The organism is Micromonospora sp. NPDC047620, from assembly GCF_043205005.1.
In the GTDB taxonomy this organism is placed as follows: Bacteria; Actinomycetota; Actinomycetes; order Mycobacteriales; family Micromonosporaceae; genus Micromonospora.
Map to the genome: position 1 here is coordinate 1 of NZ_JBIDDG010000030.1, position 14,933 is coordinate 14,933.

Here is a 14,933-nt window from a genome sequence, read left to right on the forward strand (position 1 = left end):
CGTCAACTCATCTACCGCGCCCGCACCCTCTACCGCTGGGACACACGCCCCACCACCCGCAGGCTCAGGTAACACCTATCGCCGGTCGCTCTAATACTCCAACGTCACCTGATCTTGACGCGGCAGTCTCAAAAACTATCCGAACGGCGGTCCGGCGAGGGGGTTTGCCAATGTCCGGAAGTCTACGGCTGCGTGGACGAGGGCCACTGCCCCAGCGTGCGCACCGCAGTCGAAGACACCGCGGCCAGTTCGGGCTGCGCAGGCAGAAATACCGTGGGGACATCCAGCGACTGGTTCATCGCGGCGAGCTGGTACTCGGTCCGAAGGTCGGTGGTGTTACGCACGCCGCGGACGATCACTCCTACTTCATGGCGACGGCAGTAGGTGGAGGTCAACCCGCTCCAGGCCGCAACGGTGACGGAGGTCCACTCGACCGGCAGAATGGCCCGAACAGCGGCTGCTCGCTCCTCTTCGTCGGTGCCCGGATGCTTGATGCTGTTGACCGCGACGAGCACGACCACTTCGTCGAAGAGGCCGCGTGCCCGGTTCACCACATTCAAATGCCCGGGAGTGAAGGGATCAAAGCTGCCGGGGTAGACGGCTCGCACGCGAACGCGACCGGGGGTGCGTGCAATCGAACGTGGCCCTGCCGATGGTTCGGGTGTCACGGCCGCAAGACCCGCTGCGCATCGCGGATGACCTGCTCAGAGGCCAGTGTGGCCCAAGAGGCGAACAGTTCCCGGAAGTAGGTACCGTGCCGGTCCACCACCGCAGGATCGTGCTCGATGACGTCCAGGTCGTTGACGATGCTCAGGTCCATGAGCGAGTGGGTAAGGCCCGCGGCTTGCACTTCACTGCTGCAGCCAAGCACGGCGAGTCGTTCGCTGACTCGACATAGGTGGGCGTACAGGTTGCCCCCGGGGTGCGCGATCTGCTCAGCTCCATGCCGGCGGAGCCAGACCCGCACGCCTTTGTCGGTGCTCATGGCCCGACTGTAGGTATCCGCTGTCGGATTCGCTGGCCCCTGGGTGTGGGCAATGTGTCACAGCGCCGTGGATACGTCTGGCACTCGCCTGGCTGAGGTCGGCAGACCCCAGTACCTCAACGCACCGCGCTGGCTCTGTAGGTCAGCCGACGCGGGAAGGCTCACGTCATGCGATCGTCACCGCCGGCCGGCGACGGCGGCCGGGACCAGAGGGGATTCCGCCTTGAGATCGTGAATCCGCTGCCGCAGCGTTTCTTCGACTCCCGGCGGCTGCGCGTCACCCCGGTCGCGGCGCCATCCGGCGAACGCCAGGTCCAGTTGCGCGGAGTGCAGACGCTTCATCCGGGTGTAGGCCGGACGGTCGCCACGCAAGAGTGCCTGTAGCCGCATCCGGAAGCGCAGTGGCGGATTCACCAGTACGGGCACCTCGGCCGGGGTGATCGCGCCGCGCGGGTCGCGCGCCTCCCTCCAGAGGTGCTGGTGCAGCGACCTGGTTTCTTGACGCAACGCGATGATGATGAGGAACAGCAGGATGGCGAACGCCGGTCCCTTGAGGACGACGAGGTTCAGCGGCTGCACCACGAACAGCTGGAGCAGGGAATTGTCAGACTCCCAGTACAGGCGGCCCATCGCGAAGACGTCCCAGATCAGGTGGGCCGCGATGGCGACGAGGAAGCCGCTACCGACGCAGACCGCCCGCCGTCGCCAGTCGTTGAACTGTATGGCGAGTCCGATGCCGGCGCCGATGATCCCCGTGTAGGTGGCATGGCTGATCAGGAGCCCGGTGACCTGCCGGTACCAGTGCTGGTAGAGCACAGCGCCGAAGTCTCCGGTCATGTAGGACATCGACTCGGCGAACTGAAAGCCGATTCCGACGCAGGCGCCGATGACGATGCCACCGAGCATGCCGTCAACGCGCCGCCAGGCGAGCAGCACGATCACGAGGACCCCAGCACCCTTGCCCAGCTCCTCAGGGACCGCGGCGGCGGCCGCGTGGCTGAGGATCGCCGCGGTGCCCGGCAGAACCTCTGCCGTGATGACGACGTGCAGGATGCCCTCGACCATCTGGGCGAAGTAAGCGGCGACGAACAGGCCCCAGGCAAAGGCGACCACGACCAGTCGCCACGGTGGCTTGCGGTTGCGCTGCATCCGGCGGAATGTCCACAGCGCGAAAAGGGTCGTTGGAATGCTCAGCAGCGCGCCCCGCCAGGCGATTCCCACCTGCAGGAGGGTGAGGAACACAACCAGGAGGGCGGGCCCGGCGAACACCACTCCACCACAGATGGCCCAGGTCATGAAGCGGCGACGCGGCGAGTCACCCGTGGCTGAGGTTACGGCGACGACGACAGCGGCGATGCAGGCGGTGAACAGTGAGATGCCGGCAACCCCGAGGCTGACCATGCCGAGGACGCGTACCCCGGCGTCGTCATCGCGGATGACGCCGACCAGCGACGCTACGGCAATCATCACCAGCAACGCCTCACCAGTGGTGAGAGCGGCGCCGAGCCGGTCGAGCCGGTACGCCGCCGGCACGGTCGGGTCCGGCACCACCGGCCCGTTCACCGGGCGGGGTGGCGGTGCGAGGCCGAGCCCGGAACCCTCCCGCGGTGCACTGGTCGGCTGCGGCGTCTCCTCCGTCATCGCTCGATTTCCACGTGCACCCAGGCGAGCACCTCCTCCGCCCGGTTCCCTTCGACGGTGGCCAACACAAACTGATATGTCCCAGCGGGTACCGCGGAGGTGACGCTCAACGGCACCGGACTGGCCCGCAGGTCGTCGAGATCCGGCAGGTCCACGCTGTTGGTCCGGTGGCCGAACGCGTCGTACCAGCTCGCCCACGCAGGTTCCGCGGCTACTGACGCGGCCACACCCTCGTCGATCGTGGCGGCCGGGATCTGTCCCTGCCGGAATCTCCCCTGCGGCAAATCGACGATGCTCGCGGTGGCCGAGTCGTATGCGTAGAGCCGGATCGGCAGGGCAGGAGAACGTTGTGGGGTGGTCGGCCAGGACACGGCTAGGACGACAGTTGAGGCGAGGACGACGACCACCGCGATCAGACCGAGGACAGTCATCACGCGTACCGGAAGGCGAGCTTCCGCGGGCTCGGTCCCGTCTGGCACGGCTTCCTCCGTCCACGGCGGCGGGTTACCCTAGCCTAACCCGAAGCGGCGGTCATACAAGTGCACGCGGATACGCATGCACTTGGTTCAATCCCGGCGCTCGATTGGGAGGCAATGTCTGCGGCGATGTCTGTCAACGTGCTGGCCGACGGCGTACCCATCGATTGTGGCGGCATGGCCGACGGCATCGCCGGCTGTTACGGAGCGGTCCCCGCCGTCGGCATCGCAGCGTTCGCGGTGCTGGGTGGTGCCGCCCTCGCCGGTTACACGGCGTTCGCCGTGTTCTTTCCACAGGTGCTCAATGCCCTGATGGGAATACCGGCGACGACGGATTCGATGGGCCGCAGATCGGACTGGGCCGATCCCCGCGCACATCCGCAACCGCCGACCCGGCCGCCGGATTCGCAACTCGCCGGCGGCGACCCGGTCTACCACCGTCCCGGCGCCACGGCGATCGGCTACGACGAATCGACCATACGGAACTTCGATGCCGTCGCACCCGAGCCGGGTTACCACGACGTCGTGGTCCATGGTGAGCGCAACGGGCTGTTCCGGCCGGGCGTGATTGGGGCAGACGGTGCCGGCCATCCGTCGAACTACACCCACCCGGCCCAGATCGCCGAGGCGATCCGCGGCAATCCGCACTACAACGGCGGGCCGGTGCGTCTGGTGTCCTGCCACTCGGGCACCGTGGCGCCTGACGCGGGCGTCGCACCGCCGGCCCAGCAGGTCGCGGACGCGCTGGGGGTGACGGTCATGGCGCCTACCGATGCGGTCGGTGTGAACCGGTATGGTCCGGTGGGGCAGGTTCCTCGGATCAGGAACGGCGGCCAGTGGGTGACCTTCTATCCCGGCGGGGGGACCGATGGGTAAGCCGGCGTTGCGCTTCGCCGGGATGTTCCGCGAGCTGGGACCCGTCGGCCTGGGCCTGGTTCAGGAGAGCATCTTCGACAACGTCTCCGCCGAGGAGATGCCGGATGTCGACGAGGTCGTCCGTTACCTGAAGGCGGGGTACGTCCTCATCGACATGATGGACCTAGCCGACGACCCGTTCGACTCGGCGCGACAGGTCATGAACGGGTCGACGATCCGCACCGACGGTGACTGGTTGTGGCGCGACGACCTGGCGTACTACGTCCACCGGCACCGGGTGGCCCTCCCCGAGGACTTCCTGGCGCTGATCCGCGAACGCCGCTACACCGTGCCGCAGCGGGACGAGGGGCTGCTCCGCGAATGGTCACTGGTGGCCGAGGAACTGATGTTCTGACCCACAACACCTGGTCGAGGTCGGAGGCGTCAGCACTGGCGCGGCATCGCCCCGGCCAGGCACCGCGTCGGCGGCAGTGGGACGTCAGCGCCGCGCTGGTCGACGTCGGGGTGCGCGACCGGTTCGAGGCGCTCCTGCACACCGATCCGGAGGACGCCGTCGGCGCTGCCGCTCAGTTGCAGCTGTACGACGTCACCCGGCGGCGCACGCTGGTGGTGGCCGGCGGGGCGGGCCTGGTGCTCTGCCGGGGCGACGTGCTCCGGTGGTCCACTGGCGGGCGTACGGTCACCAGCTGGCACACCCTGGACCTGCGTACCCTGGCCTGAGCCGGGCCGCTCCCCCGCCCGGTCAGACGTTCACGTGGAAGTGCACCGCGAAGTAGCCGGTGTTCGCCGTGGAGTTGGACGCTTCCACGCCGACCCACCCGTGGAACGTCCCGGTGTCGCCGATCACCTGGAGCTGCGGCTTGCGGTGCGACCCGCCGGTGTAGCAGGTGCTCGACGTCAGGCAGGTGCACCAGTGTTCGTAGAAGTTTCGCCGGCCCGCTCCCGCGAGGTAGTAGCGGATTGGGGCGGAGGTCGCGCCGTTCGGGCAGGACGAGCAGGTGGCGGTCGGGGGGCTGAGCCAGCTCAGGCAGTTCCCGTTGCATCGGGCGAACGACCGGAGGTCCATCCCGCTGGGGCCGGCGGCGCCGGTGCTTCCGCTGTAGCCGGCGTACCGGCCGGCGTACTGGGCCAGCGGGATGTTGCTGACCGGCGTGTACGCGTCGTTCGAGGCGGAACTGCCGAAGCCCCAGCCGACGGTGACCCCGTAGTTGGAGCTGACGAAGTCGAGCCGGGCCAGGTCGCTGGCAGGCTCGCTGACCTGCCAGGTCTCCTGGACGCTCCCGCTCCAGGTGATGGTGATGCTGTCACCGGAGTTGGTGTACGTCCCGCTCAGGGACTTCACGACGCCACCGGGCTGGAACCCGGCAGCCGTACGCACTTCGCAGTCGTGGCCGGTGCAGCCGGTTGTCCGGACACCCGTGCCGGCAGCCCCGATGGCGGTGGCCCGGTCCCAGTACCAGAAGCTCTCGGTGACCGTGCCGTTGCCGAAGAAGTAGTAGGTCGCCAGCCGGACCCAGACCGGACCGGTGGCGGGCGCGCTGGCGGCGGGGATGGCCCCGAGCGCGACGCTGTAGATACGCCGCCCGCCGGGGTAGTCTACCGCCTGCGCGGGTGCGGGCAGGACGACCGCTCCCATGGTCAGTGCCAGCAGCGCGGCGGCGAGATTTCGCCGGACGATCCTCCATCGACTACCCATACGTCACTCCCCCTCATGACCAAGCGGCCGACACATCGTAACCGCTCGATGCCATCCGGGTGGTCCCCCATGGTGCGCCAGGGAAGCCGGGCCGGTCAGGGGCCGAACGGGTCTGGCCGGCGCGAGGCGCGGGCGTCAGCTCAGGGAAGGTCGGGATCTCGATGCTCGGCCACGAAACGCGCGCCCGCTTCCTCGTCGACCAGCGAGTTGTCGACCAGCCATTCAACCGCCCGCCGCCTTGCGCGCACGTCGCGGAAGGCGTGCCACGCCGGCAGCAGGTGCGGATACTCCTCGTACAACTCGTTCTTGAACCGGCGGAAGGCACCCCGGCCCTGGATAGCTCGCGCGAGTCGGCGGCCGGCCGCCGCGTCACTGATCCTCTCAGCGAAGTCGGCCATGTCCTGGTACCAGACGTAGGACGGCAGCGGGTCGATGCTCACATCGTCCAAGGACAGATCGCCGCCGCCACCAGCGGCGCGTTCGGAGACATCCGGTTCACCCGGCGCACCGGCGGCGGCGACCTGTTCGTCAACCCGCTGATGGCGATCTACTTCACCGTCGACCTCGACAAACTCGCCGCCCGATGCCTGTACCTCGACCGCATCGAAAACACCATCGGCAGACGACAGGTCATCACGCGCATCCAAGCGTTCCGCGACGAACTCCTCAACGCACGCATCCCCCGCGCGTTCCCCCACTGAACGCCCGGACGGCAGCACGAGCGGGCGTTCTAGTGGATCATCGGAGCATGGTCGGACCGGCTCCATCAATGGCGCACGTCCCGCTGCGCGAGGTACTACCGCGTGACTACTTGAGCGCTGAAGGCGAGCTGCGGAGGTTGGCGAACGCACTCGACAGCCACCCGTCGGCTGCCGAACGCACGCTATGGCATTGGTATCCAGACCGGAGCAAGTCCCCGCAGACCTCGAACAGACGCCTTTACCTGCTGCTCGTCGACACGACGATTACGTTGTACAACACCCGCGACGACTGGCTCGAACTCACGCTCGACATCGCCTGGCTGGCACCACCAAAGCTCACCGTGGACGCGGCGGTGGAGGTGGCGTGCTGGTGCCCGCAGGACCACAACATGCACCAGGTGCGCCAGGCGCAGTGGCACACGGCAAACAGCCACGAACTGGTCGAGGCGTTCGCTGCCGGCACGGCGATGTTGATGGACGTCCTCGCCTCCGGCCCATTCGAACCGCGTCCCTGGCGAGTCCAGGTCGGCCTCCCTGATGCGCCTGAGACCAGCCGGTAGCCGACCGCCTGCTCATCGGCACGTCCGGATGTATGCACCCGGGCGTTCACCTTCGTCGCCGGTATCGGGCCGGCCCTGACCCTCGTTCGTGCCCGGTCATGAGCGACCGCGCGCGGACCGCCGCGTGATGCAGTCCGCGGCAAGGCCACCGTGCCTCTCGCTCCGGCTCAGGCCCACGGCGGCTCATAGCAAGACGAACGAGAAGTCCCTGTGAGTCCTGCGGTTCAGCGGAATGCCGATCTTGACGCGGCGAGCGATCTCTCCGCAGCTGATGCCCAGCCCCCTGGGTGATGAGCCGTTCGGGGCGAAGGGGCACGGGGTCGAAGGTGACTGAACCGTGGACGGGCCGGGGGCTTACGGGAGGGGACGGGGCGAGCAGTTCCCAGCATGGGTCCCACTCCAGGGCGAACCGGTTGCGCCGGGCGATCGGCGGGTCGAGAAGGACGCGGGCGAGGAGGGAAGAGGAGTTGCCGGAGTAGCCCTCCAGAAGGATCGGATCCAGGTACCGGACCGGGACGCGATCGTGAACGGTGATTTTGCTGGTGCGGCCGCAGGAAACGCAGGCGACCAGGAGCCAGATGTCGAGGAGCTTGCCGTTGGCATTGACGCGGAACTTCCCGTCGCCGGTGCTGGCGAGGCCGGAATGGCAGTGGACACAGCGGAAGGCGAGCAGGGGAAGGCGCGTGCGCCGAACGGTCCAGGACGGCGCGATATGAGGACGCGTAGACATGATCTCTCTCTGAAGACCTGACGGAAGGCATGGGGAAAGAGCCGACGGCGACGTCGGCGACCGATGCACGGCGAAGGTGTCAGGTCTAAAGAGCAGGCGGCGTCACGCGGGGTGAAGTCCTCTTGTGAGTGGGCCGGAGAAGAAGATCCAGTTACAAGGTAGGGCGGGGCGGGCTGGCGAGGCCACCCATTTTGTCCTGGTGCCGAGCACCGAGGGCGGGGTCGGCGACTGGGCGGACCACGCGCCGATCGCCGCCGCGGCCCTCTCTGCCGATTCCGGCCGCCGCCGGTGGGACTTGTTCCTCCCGCTGGCCTTCGCCCTGTCCTTCGGCAGCGTCGCGGGGACGATCGCCGCTTGCCTGCCGCGGCGGATTGGTGAACAGAGAGGATGGGAGCAGCCGCCTCGAAGGCCCGAGCCCGGACATCCGTCGTCGTCACGGCGGCGCTCGCATCCCGGCATGAGCGTGCGGTCGGTCAACGTGCGTTGGGCCGCTGTCCGGATCACGGTAGTGACGTCGGCAGTGCGAAAGCCGGGAAGTGTTCCGCGCCGAGGAACGACGTGATCTCACGGATCAGAAGGTGCTGGTCAGGTCGTTGCCGGTGGCGCTGGTGCGGGTGGGAGGGGTGAGGTGAGGCGCTTAGCGCAGTTCGACCGTGATGTCGTGGTCGGCGAGCGGATCATGCTTCGACAACGCCGTCGCCGAGGCCACCTTCTCCACCATCAAGGTCGAGTACGTGCACCGCCGTCACTTCCGCACCCGCACCGAAGCCCGCCTGAAGATCGCTACCTGGATCACCGACTTCTACAACCGGCGCCGCCGGCACTCCGTCTCTGACTGGCGCTCACCCACCGACTACGAACGATCAGAACCCGCGTCCTAGAGGCCCGGGCCGCATACCGGCGCCCTCCACCGTTCCAGGGGATTGACAGGCCTTAGCGTAGGAGCCGGTTACCCGGTGCCGTCGGACCGAGCAGATACGCGATGACGTCGGCGGCGGTGTAGTCGTCACCTCGGCGAGTCAGGTGCGGGAGGAAGGCCAGGTCTTGCCCGAGCGTCACCAGCGGTGGCTCGACGTAGCCGTCCGGCCGCCGCTGACCGAGCCCTACGGTGGCGACGAGCCCGTTGCACAGACACCGGCTGCCTACCGTGTCGTCGACCGACCCGCCCTTGCGTACGTACTCGTCGACCGGTTCCGCGGGGCAGCGGTATCCGACCCTGCCGTCCGGGCGGCGGTACGGCGTACGCAGGTATCCCAGATCGCAGTGGCGTGGCCGGTCGGCGTAGACCTGCTCGTCGGCTGCGGTGCCGGGCAGGTGAACCAGCTTGAACGGGAACCCCGTCGGGGAGGCCGTGGCGTGGTTGCGTACGACGAGCGCGTTGCGGGCCGCGTCCCGCAGCATCCGTCGTCGCAAGGCCGGGTCGAGGCCCGATTCGCGGCACAGCGCAAACGCGGTCCCTACCTGCACCCCCGCGGCGCCCGCGGCCCGGGCGGCGCTCAGCCGCTCCGGGCCGGTCTGCCCACCGGCCAGCCAGAACGGCAGACCCAGGTTCGCCACCTTCGCCACGTCCAGGCGGTCCCGCGGCCCATACACAGGCTCGCCGTCGACATTGAGGGTCAGCGGTCCGCGAGGCCGGACGCTGTGCCCGCCGGCGGCCGGGCTCTCCAGCACGAAACCGTCCGGGCGGGTCGTCTCGTCGCGGGCCAGGTAGGCGGCCAGCGTGGCGGACGACACGATGGCCAGCAGCCGCGGCCGCCGCAGCGGTCGGGGCGCCTCGCCGAACAGGTCCCGCGGGTCGAAGGCGAGCTGGTGCTGCTCGCCGGGCGCGGCGGCGTCCACCGCGACCGACAGCCGCGCCGCGACGCCGGCGGCCAGGGCGTCGAGCAGGCGCGGTATCTCGGTGGGCAACCCGGCGCCCATCAGCACATAGTCGACGCCGGCCAGCATGGCGCCGTACACCGCCGCCGGCGTGGCCAGCTGGATCTTCTCCAGGTAGTTCACCCCGACCGGGCCGTCGTGGCCCTCCTTTGCCAGGAAGACCTCGACAAAGTTGGCGACCACCGCCAGTTCCTGCCCGTGGCGCCCGGGCCGCAGCCCCAGACGCGGCACCGGCCGGAACGGCTCGTCTTCGGGCCGCCCACCGGCCACGAAGTACCGGTCCAGCATCCGTTGCGCCACGGCCGGGACCGGGAAGTGGCCGAGAGCCCGACGGATGTGACCGCCGTCGTCGCCGCGCTGCAGGCGCCGTGCCAGCAGGGCGTCGAGGGCGACGCCAGAGACCACACCGAGCTGCCCGGCGGCCGCCACCGCCCGCGCCAGCCGCCAACCGGAGATACCGACCCCCATGCCGCCCTGGATGACGACCGGAGCCGTTTCGCCGGCCATCAACGGTCCCGCCGGTTGGCGCCGCATGTGAGCAACTGTTGCAGTAGCCGCCAGACCCCGGGCAGCAGGCCGGCCGCCAGCACCGCCTTGAGCACGTCCCCGATCAGGTAGGGAACAAATCCCAAGGCAAGCGCTCTGGGCAGGCCCACACCCATCGCGACGGCCAGCCACGGCACGCCGACCAGGTAGATCAGCGCGTTGCCGGCCGCCATCATGCCGATGGTGCGCCACGGCCGTCGGTCCGCGCCAGCTAGGGCGAGCCGGCCGACGAGCGCGGCGGCGAGCACGAAGCCCAGCAGGTAGCCGAGAGTGGCGGTGCCCAACCCGGACGCGCCGCCGGCGAACCACGGTAGGCCGAAGCCGCCGGCTACGACGTACAGCAGCATGCTGACCGCCCCGCGGGTCGGTCCCAGCGCTGCCCCGGCGAGCAGAACGGCGAAGGTCTGCCCGGTGATCGGCACCGGTGACCCCGGCACCGGGAGCGCGACCTGTGCCGCGGCCCCCGTCATGGCGGTAGCGCCGACGACCAGGACCACGTCACGCGGTACGGATCGGCCCCACAGATCCGCCAGCACTCCCGGGGTGCGGCGGTACACCGCCGCACCTGCCATGCCTTCGGCCATCCTCGTCCCTCCTGCCGCCGCGTCCAGCTGGCGCGGGCGCCGTCTTTTCCAGCCCGCGCGTCCTGTCACGACCGGGACGTGCCGCCGCGCGGCGACCAGACCGACAGCGACGGACGCGCTGTGCGAATCCTGGGGCGCATCAACTCGATACGGCAGGGCCGTAGGTCCCGCCCTCGGTTGCCTGTCGGACCCGTCGCCCTCAGTTCTCCGAGCGCCATCCGTGATCGTCGTGACGAGTGGATTCGCCTCGGGATGTTCGCCCAGCTCAAGCAGATCGCGGTGGACGCCTACGACCGGCTCGTCGGCCTGGTCCTAGACGACGTCGCCGTAGACTGCTGCATCACTGTCCGACGTCGGGCACATGCCCATGCTCGAAGCACCCGAGGAGACCAGCAAGCTGCTGCTGGGCTTCACGGCAACAGCCGCTGACACACCGCCCGTGATCCCTCAGGCATAGACTGACCTCGTGCTGTCGACCGGGACACCACCCGACTGGGCGTGGGTGGAGGTTGCAGTCCCGCGCCCGTCAGATCGGCTGCCGGGGATCAGCATGGCCGGGTTCCGCCACCGTGTCCCCGCACTCGTGGACATCGACATGGTCGCGCACCCATCCGTCACCCTGCTCATCGACCTGAGCGAGGAAGAATGCCTCGTCTACGACACCCATGGCCGGCACGAGCGCGGCAGTGTCGTCATCGGGCTCATCCCCGGCGATCTTCGAGCAACTGGCCGGGGAGCCGGCACGTGCCTCCAGATCCGGCTGGAGCCGGCCACCGCGGCGGCGGTGCTCGGCGCATCGACCGAGCTCAGCGGGACGGTGGTAACCCTCGAGGATGTCTGGGGCCGCGACGCCGGGCGAGCCGAGGACAGGCTGCGCGCCGCCACGTCGTGGGACGAAAGGTTCACGATCGCGCAGGAAATCCTCGGCCGACGGCTGGACGCCCACCCACCGGTCGATCCGGAAGTCGCCTACACCTGGCGGCGGACGCTCACCAGCCGCGGGCGGGTGCGGGTCGACGGCCTAGCGGACGAGGTCGGCTGGAGCCGCAAGCGCCTGTGGTCCCGCTTCCGGTCCCAGCTCGGCATCACACCCAAACGCGCCACCCGACTGGTGCGGTTCGACCACGCCGCCCACCTTCTCGCGGCGGGCCGCGCCGTCGCCAGCGTTGCCACCGAGAGCGGCTACGTCGACCAGTCCCACCTCCACCGCGAGGTCAAGGCGTTCACCGGGCTTACGCCCACAGCCATGGCTGTCGCGCCGTGGCTCGCGATTGACGACATTGCGTGGCCGGCTTTATCGCCAACCCGGAGCCCTGTGACAGGTAGCGACCGCATCTCCGACCTTCGTTGAACAGCCTGCCTGAGACGATCGGGCTCCCACGCGCCGCGCAGAGGCCGTCGGACGGGCAACTGTGTTCCTGTCACTGCTGTCCGCCGCGCTGATCGGGCAGGGCTTCGTCTCCAGCTGCGGATACCTGACCAAGCCGTACCCCGGTGCGGTGCTGCCGACCCTGGTGATCACCGGGCTGCTCACCTTCGCCGGGCTGGTGGAGAACATGGTGGAGAACTCGCTGGGTCTCAAGCGCATCCAGCGCATCCGCGCCTACTATCACCGCCGGTTCGCCGGCGAGCAAGACTTCTTCGTCGACGCGGGACCGGTGGGGGCGACACACGGATGATCGCGGCGGCGGTTGGCGGCGGCGCCTCTCGCTGGCAACTGCTACTGACCACGGCGGCCAGGGTGGGTGCCGTCAACGCACTGTTGATCGGCCTGGGCGCGGCCCTGCTGACCGGAGTGTCGGACGGATCCCCCACGTTGGCGATCGCGCTCGGCGTGGCGGTCGCACTGCTCGCCTTCGCCGCCCAGCTCGCGTTCATCAAGCGAGCCTCGATTCGGCTGAGCGGCTGATCGTTGCTCGGCCCCGAGCATGTCGGCGCGAAGCGGTTGCGGAAGATCGCAGATGTCATCCAACCCCGGGACTGGCTTGCCCCCGGCCCACCTCCCGCGACCAACTACGCCCCAGCGCGCGGCCCTCAGCCGGTCGCTACACGCACGGCCCGCGTCAACCCTAGAAGCCAACAGCACCAACAGCACCAGCAGTCACGGCCTCAGAGGGGCCGTCAGCGGCAAGATCGACCCGCCACGATCTGCCCACAACCAGTCGTCAACGGCTGGACTTAGCCGGACTCCGCTAGATCAACGACAACGGCCCCTAATCAGCATTCCTGCTGGTCAGGGGCCGTTGGTGCTCCTGGTGGCGGGTAGAGGATTCGAACCTCTGTAGCTTTCGCGACGGATTTACAGAGCGCCAAACGCAGCGCTGTGACCAGGGGATTCACCCCGTCGCACGCCGTCGGCGACACGCATCCGACACAAACTCAGCTCTCGGGCAACGACGGCGACCACTAAGGCTTCGCGCGCAGCACCGGACGCGCTTGCATCTGCGCTGCTGGCGGCCTCCGGCCGGCATCGCGCCGCGGCGCGCCGTATCAACGCAAGCTTTGGCTGAGGGCAGCCGAGGACCTGGCGGCCGGGTTCACGCGCGGCGTCCGGGGGGCGTCAGGAACAGCTCCCGATCGCGCCAAACCACAACGACGGACAGCACCAGCAGCAGGGCGGTCTGGATCACCTTGGTGTCCGGGTGCGTGCGGAAGATCTCGTTGCCGAAGTTGGCGGCGAGGTGGAAAACGATCGCGACGAGGACGCTGCGGCCGCCGCGGTAGTAGAGCCAGTTCATCAGGATGATGAACGGGATCAGCGAGAAGGCGTAGTTGAGGCTGTGGATCAGTCCCTCCTCGACGACCTCCGCCTGGTAGTAGCCCTTGATGAAGCCGAGCGGCACGTGCCACAGCACCCAGACGACACCGAACAGCAGCGAAGTCCACAGGACGTTCATCCGGGACGCGAGCGCATCCGTGCCGTAGGTCTTCCAGGCGACCTCCTCCAGAACGGGGGCCAGGACGAGCGTGATCCACGCCGGCAGCAGGCCTGTCGCGAACGTGAAGCCGTTGCGGAGCTCGAACTGCGAAACGTCGTAGCCGAACGGGATGGAGATCGCGGTGGCGACGAGCAGGGCGCCGGGGAGCAGGGCGACGGCCGCCAGCCAGACCCAGGCGCGAGTGCCGCGCGGCGCGACCAGGCGAGTGAGGACGTCGCGGGTGAGCCCGTCCTTGCGGATGAACCAGATCGCCACGACGACCGGGGCAGCGAGACCAGCCAGGCCGAGGCCGGTCATGACGGCGAGAGTGGTCTGGCTGGGATCGGGCTGGTTCGACAGCCAGGCGGCGGTGAACCACAGCGCCCACGGGATGGCGGTGGCGAGGACGTAAAAGGCAAGGGGGTGGCGGTAACGGCTGACGTTCTCTAGCTCCAGCGCGCGACCCGTCTTATCAGACCGGGGAGGTTGTGCCGTGTGGGTCATGACCTGCATAGTTTCTCTGCCGCCCAGGTATCGCCATGGCTTGCAGGGGTAGTTCCGGGAGGCCTCAGGGTCGGCTCAGGGTCGGGGGGCAGGGTTCGGCCAGGGTATAGATATGACCGTTAATCGAACGGCAAGCTGTTCGTCACCCGGCGCGGCCCCGGCGGCCGGTACGTGCTCACCGCCGGGCAGCCGATCCCGAACAACGCCTACGGGAAGGCCTCGCGGGACAAGCGGTCATAAGGTGCCAATGCCGGCACAGCAGCGCTCACCGCTGGCCCGCCGGCCGTACGACCTGCGACACGCGGCCGTGTCGCTCTGACTCAACGCCGGGGTGCCGGCGACTCAGGTTGCCGAATGGGCCGGGCGCAGCGTGCACTGACCGCGCGCGGTCGACGCCACCCAAAGGACGGCGGTGACACACCAGCCAGGCCGGACGCCCGGCCGGGTGCTGGTCCCACTGCCGTTGCCCGGCGGACGTGCCGCGGGAACAGTTCAGCCGCCGGCGGTGGTTGCCACGAACGCGACCACCGCCTTCGTCGCCGCCGGCTCATCGCTGCCGCAGTCGACGTAGCTGATCACGATGGCGCCGATCGCGACCCGGTAGTTGAACCCGTCCCGGCACTGGCTGTCGCCGGGCGTGGGCCGGGCCTCGCCGGGCAGCCGGGGATCGTTGACGAGGCGGCCCAGTTCGCGTTGCTGCGCGGCGGTCAGCCGGCCCGAGCGTTGTTCCCCGCGCTGGCTGGTGCGGGTCCAGCCGCCGCCGGGCTCGACGACCGTGGTGTCGTGTACGCCGGCGAAGCCGCCGGTGCGCTCCACGGTGACCTTCGGGGCGTTCATG

At 68.9% G+C, this 14,933-nt stretch carries 19 protein-coding genes and 2 pseudogenes; 10 read left to right on the plus strand and 11 right to left on the minus strand.

From position 1 onward, the window contains the following. Window positions 1-182: 182 nt before the first annotated feature. From coaD to ACGF5C_RS27825, 4 genes are all read right to left on the minus strand, one after another. A complete protein-coding gene (gene coaD, locus ACGF5C_RS27810) occupies window positions 183-608 on the minus strand; it encodes a pantetheine-phosphate adenylyltransferase (RefSeq protein WP_393306288.1) in 426 nt (141 codons plus the stop codon). 56 nt (window positions 609-664) lie between these two features. Continuing rightward, window positions 665-985, minus strand: coding sequence for a DUF6817 domain-containing protein (locus ACGF5C_RS27815; RefSeq protein ID WP_393306290.1), 321 nt, complete (start codon window positions 983-985; stop codon window positions 665-667). Between the two features lie 177 nt (window positions 986-1,162). Beyond that, window positions 1,163-2,626 carry a PrsW family intramembrane metalloprotease gene (locus tag ACGF5C_RS27820; protein ID WP_393306292.1) on the minus strand — a complete coding sequence of 488 codons (1,464 nt, stop codon included), beginning with the start codon at window positions 2,624-2,626 and terminating at the stop codon, window positions 1,163-1,165. Then, window positions 2,623-3,057 (minus strand): hypothetical protein, encoded by a 435-nt coding sequence (locus ACGF5C_RS27825; RefSeq protein ID WP_393306294.1) that lies wholly within the window; start codon window positions 3,055-3,057, stop codon window positions 2,623-2,625. Before ACGF5C_RS27825 ends, ACGF5C_RS27820 begins: the two co-directional genes overlap by 4 nt. A gap of 174 nt (window positions 3,058-3,231) precedes the next feature. On the opposite strand from ACGF5C_RS27825, the gene ACGF5C_RS27830 reads away from it, so the two are divergent. The 3 genes from ACGF5C_RS27830 to ACGF5C_RS27840 are packed head-to-tail and all read left to right on the plus strand — an operon-like array spanning window position 3,232 to window position 4,698. After that, window positions 3,232-3,978, plus strand: a complete 747-nt coding sequence (locus tag ACGF5C_RS27830) for a hypothetical protein (protein WP_393306296.1) — start codon at window positions 3,232-3,234, stop codon at window positions 3,976-3,978. Continuing rightward, the gene (locus tag ACGF5C_RS27835; protein ID WP_393306298.1) at window positions 3,971-4,372 is read left to right on the plus strand and encodes a hypothetical protein; all 402 of its coding nucleotides are present in this window, start codon (window positions 3,971-3,973) and stop codon (window positions 4,370-4,372) included. The genes ACGF5C_RS27830 and ACGF5C_RS27835 overlap by 8 nt, the downstream gene beginning before the upstream one ends. Continuing rightward, window positions 4,339-4,698 (plus strand): hypothetical protein, encoded by a 360-nt coding sequence (locus tag ACGF5C_RS27840; RefSeq protein WP_393306300.1) that lies wholly within the window; start codon window positions 4,339-4,341, stop codon window positions 4,696-4,698. The genes ACGF5C_RS27835 and ACGF5C_RS27840 overlap by 34 nt, the downstream gene beginning before the upstream one ends. A gap of 22 nt (window positions 4,699-4,720) precedes the next feature. Here ACGF5C_RS27840 and ACGF5C_RS27845 read toward each other — a convergent pair whose 3' ends face one another. Together ACGF5C_RS27845 and ACGF5C_RS27850 are read right to left on the minus strand one after the other, a co-directional pair. After that, window positions 4,721-5,674, minus strand: a complete 954-nt coding sequence (locus ACGF5C_RS27845; protein WP_393306302.1) for a hypothetical protein — start codon at window positions 5,672-5,674, stop codon at window positions 4,721-4,723. A 140-nt stretch (window positions 5,675-5,814) separates the two neighbouring features. Further along, window positions 5,815-6,393, minus strand: a complete 579-nt coding sequence (locus ACGF5C_RS27850; RefSeq protein WP_393306304.1) for a UPF0158 family protein — start codon at window positions 6,391-6,393, stop codon at window positions 5,815-5,817. A 92-nt stretch (window positions 6,394-6,485) separates the two neighbouring features. Between ACGF5C_RS27850 and ACGF5C_RS27855 the strand changes: the two genes are divergently transcribed. Continuing rightward, the gene (locus ACGF5C_RS27855) at window positions 6,486-6,935 is read left to right on the plus strand and encodes a hypothetical protein (protein ID WP_393306306.1); all 450 of its coding nucleotides are present in this window, start codon (window positions 6,486-6,488) and stop codon (window positions 6,933-6,935) included. A gap of 46 nt (window positions 6,936-6,981) precedes the next feature. On the opposite strand, the gene ACGF5C_RS27860 is transcribed toward ACGF5C_RS27855, so the two are convergent. Next, complete coding sequence (locus ACGF5C_RS27860; RefSeq protein WP_393306308.1) at window positions 6,982-7,665, minus strand: DUF1062 domain-containing protein; 684 nt, start codon at window positions 7,663-7,665, stop codon at window positions 6,982-6,984. Between the two features lie 656 nt (window positions 7,666-8,321). Here ACGF5C_RS27860 and ACGF5C_RS27865 point away from each other — a divergent pair. After that, a complete protein-coding gene (locus tag ACGF5C_RS27865) occupies window positions 8,322-8,546 on the plus strand; it encodes an integrase core domain-containing protein (RefSeq protein ID WP_393306310.1) in 225 nt (74 codons plus the stop codon). Between the two features lie 52 nt (window positions 8,547-8,598). Here the strand turns inward: ACGF5C_RS27865 and ACGF5C_RS27870 are convergent, their stop codons facing one another. Both ACGF5C_RS27870 and ACGF5C_RS27875 read right to left on the minus strand, forming a co-directional pair. Next, window positions 8,599-10,050: a nitronate monooxygenase gene (locus ACGF5C_RS27870; RefSeq protein ID WP_393306312.1), complete on the minus strand. Its 1,452-nt coding sequence runs from the start codon at window positions 10,048-10,050 to the stop codon at window positions 8,599-8,601. Further along, complete coding sequence (locus ACGF5C_RS27875) at window positions 10,050-10,673, minus strand: biotin transporter BioY (protein ID WP_393306314.1); 624 nt, start codon at window positions 10,671-10,673, stop codon at window positions 10,050-10,052. Before ACGF5C_RS27875 ends, ACGF5C_RS27870 begins: the two co-directional genes overlap by 1 nt. Before the next feature lie 204 nt (window positions 10,674-10,877). On the opposite strand from ACGF5C_RS27875, the pseudogene ACGF5C_RS27880 reads away from it, so the two are divergent. From ACGF5C_RS27880 to ACGF5C_RS27895, 4 genes and pseudogenes are all read left to right on the plus strand, one after another. Further along, a pseudogene (locus ACGF5C_RS27880) lies at window positions 10,878-11,018 on the plus strand (IS5/IS1182 family transposase); the annotation flags it as partial. Window positions 11,019-11,256: 238 nt separating this feature from the next. Beyond that, window positions 11,257-12,024, plus strand: a complete 768-nt coding sequence (locus ACGF5C_RS27885; RefSeq protein WP_393306316.1) for a helix-turn-helix domain-containing protein — start codon at window positions 11,257-11,259, stop codon at window positions 12,022-12,024. Between the two features lie 61 nt (window positions 12,025-12,085). Further along, window positions 12,086-12,352, plus strand: a complete 267-nt coding sequence (locus tag ACGF5C_RS27890; RefSeq protein WP_393306317.1) for a hypothetical protein — start codon at window positions 12,086-12,088, stop codon at window positions 12,350-12,352. Further along, the gene (locus ACGF5C_RS27895) at window positions 12,349-12,582 is read left to right on the plus strand and encodes a hypothetical protein (protein WP_393306319.1); all 234 of its coding nucleotides are present in this window, start codon (window positions 12,349-12,351) and stop codon (window positions 12,580-12,582) included. The genes ACGF5C_RS27890 and ACGF5C_RS27895 overlap by 4 nt, the downstream gene beginning before the upstream one ends. 628 nt (window positions 12,583-13,210) lie before the next feature. Here ACGF5C_RS27895 and ACGF5C_RS27900 read toward each other — a convergent pair. After that, window positions 13,211-14,095: a CPBP family intramembrane glutamic endopeptidase gene (locus ACGF5C_RS27900; protein WP_393306321.1), complete on the minus strand. Its 885-nt coding sequence runs from the start codon at window positions 14,093-14,095 to the stop codon at window positions 13,211-13,213. Window positions 14,096-14,218: 123 nt separating this feature from the next. Between ACGF5C_RS27900 and ACGF5C_RS27905 the strand changes: the two are divergent. After that, window positions 14,219-14,411 (plus strand): annotated as a pseudogene (locus tag ACGF5C_RS27905) (integrase); the annotation flags it as partial. 176 nt (window positions 14,412-14,587) lie between these two features. Here ACGF5C_RS27905 and ACGF5C_RS27910 read toward each other — a convergent pair. Beyond that, the gene (locus tag ACGF5C_RS27910; protein ID WP_393306322.1) at window positions 14,588-14,932 is read right to left on the minus strand and encodes a hypothetical protein; all 345 of its coding nucleotides are present in this window, start codon (window positions 14,930-14,932) and stop codon (window positions 14,588-14,590) included. Between the last annotated feature and the right edge of the window lies 1 nt (window position 14,933).

Excerpts from the sequence above, each read along its gene's own strand:
- ACGF5C_RS27815 (WP_393306290.1), bottom strand. The coding sequence starts at position 985 with ATGAGCACCGACAAAGGCGTGCGGGTCTGGCTCCGCCGGCATGGAGCT.
- ACGF5C_RS27820 (WP_393306292.1), bottom strand. The coding sequence starts at position 2,626 with ATGACGGAGGAGACGCCGCAGCCGACCAGTGCACCGCGGGAGGGTTCC.
- ACGF5C_RS27825 (WP_393306294.1), bottom strand. The coding sequence starts at position 3,057 with ATGACTGTCCTCGGTCTGATCGCGGTGGTCGTCGTCCTCGCCTCAACT.
- ACGF5C_RS27830 (WP_393306296.1), top strand. The coding sequence starts at position 3,232 with ATGTCTGTCAACGTGCTGGCCGACGGCGTACCCATCGATTGTGGCGGC.
- ACGF5C_RS27835 (WP_393306298.1), top strand. The coding sequence starts at position 3,971 with ATGGGTAAGCCGGCGTTGCGCTTCGCCGGGATGTTCCGCGAGCTGGGA.
- ACGF5C_RS27840 (WP_393306300.1), top strand. The coding sequence starts at position 4,339 with ATGGTCACTGGTGGCCGAGGAACTGATGTTCTGACCCACAACACCTGG.
- ACGF5C_RS27845 (WP_393306302.1), bottom strand. The coding sequence starts at position 5,674 with ATGGGTAGTCGATGGAGGATCGTCCGGCGAAATCTCGCCGCCGCGCTG.
- ACGF5C_RS27860 (WP_393306308.1), bottom strand. The coding sequence starts at position 7,665 with ATGTCTACGCGTCCTCATATCGCGCCGTCCTGGACCGTTCGGCGCACG.
- ACGF5C_RS27865 (WP_393306310.1), top strand. The coding sequence starts at position 8,322 with ATGTCGTGGTCGGCGAGCGGATCATGCTTCGACAACGCCGTCGCCGAG.
- ACGF5C_RS27870 (WP_393306312.1), bottom strand. The coding sequence starts at position 10,050 with ATGGCCGGCGAAACGGCTCCGGTCGTCATCCAGGGCGGCATGGGGGTC.
- ACGF5C_RS27875 (WP_393306314.1), bottom strand. The coding sequence starts at position 10,673 with ATGGCCGAAGGCATGGCAGGTGCGGCGGTGTACCGCCGCACCCCGGGA.
- ACGF5C_RS27895 (WP_393306319.1), top strand. The coding sequence starts at position 12,349 with ATGATCGCGGCGGCGGTTGGCGGCGGCGCCTCTCGCTGGCAACTGCTA.
- ACGF5C_RS27900 (WP_393306321.1), bottom strand. The coding sequence starts at position 14,095 with ATGACCCACACGGCACAACCTCCCCGGTCTGATAAGACGGGTCGCGCG.
- ACGF5C_RS27910 (WP_393306322.1), bottom strand. The coding sequence starts at position 14,932 with ATGAACGCCCCGAAGGTCACCGTGGAGCGCACCGGCGGCTTCGCCGGC.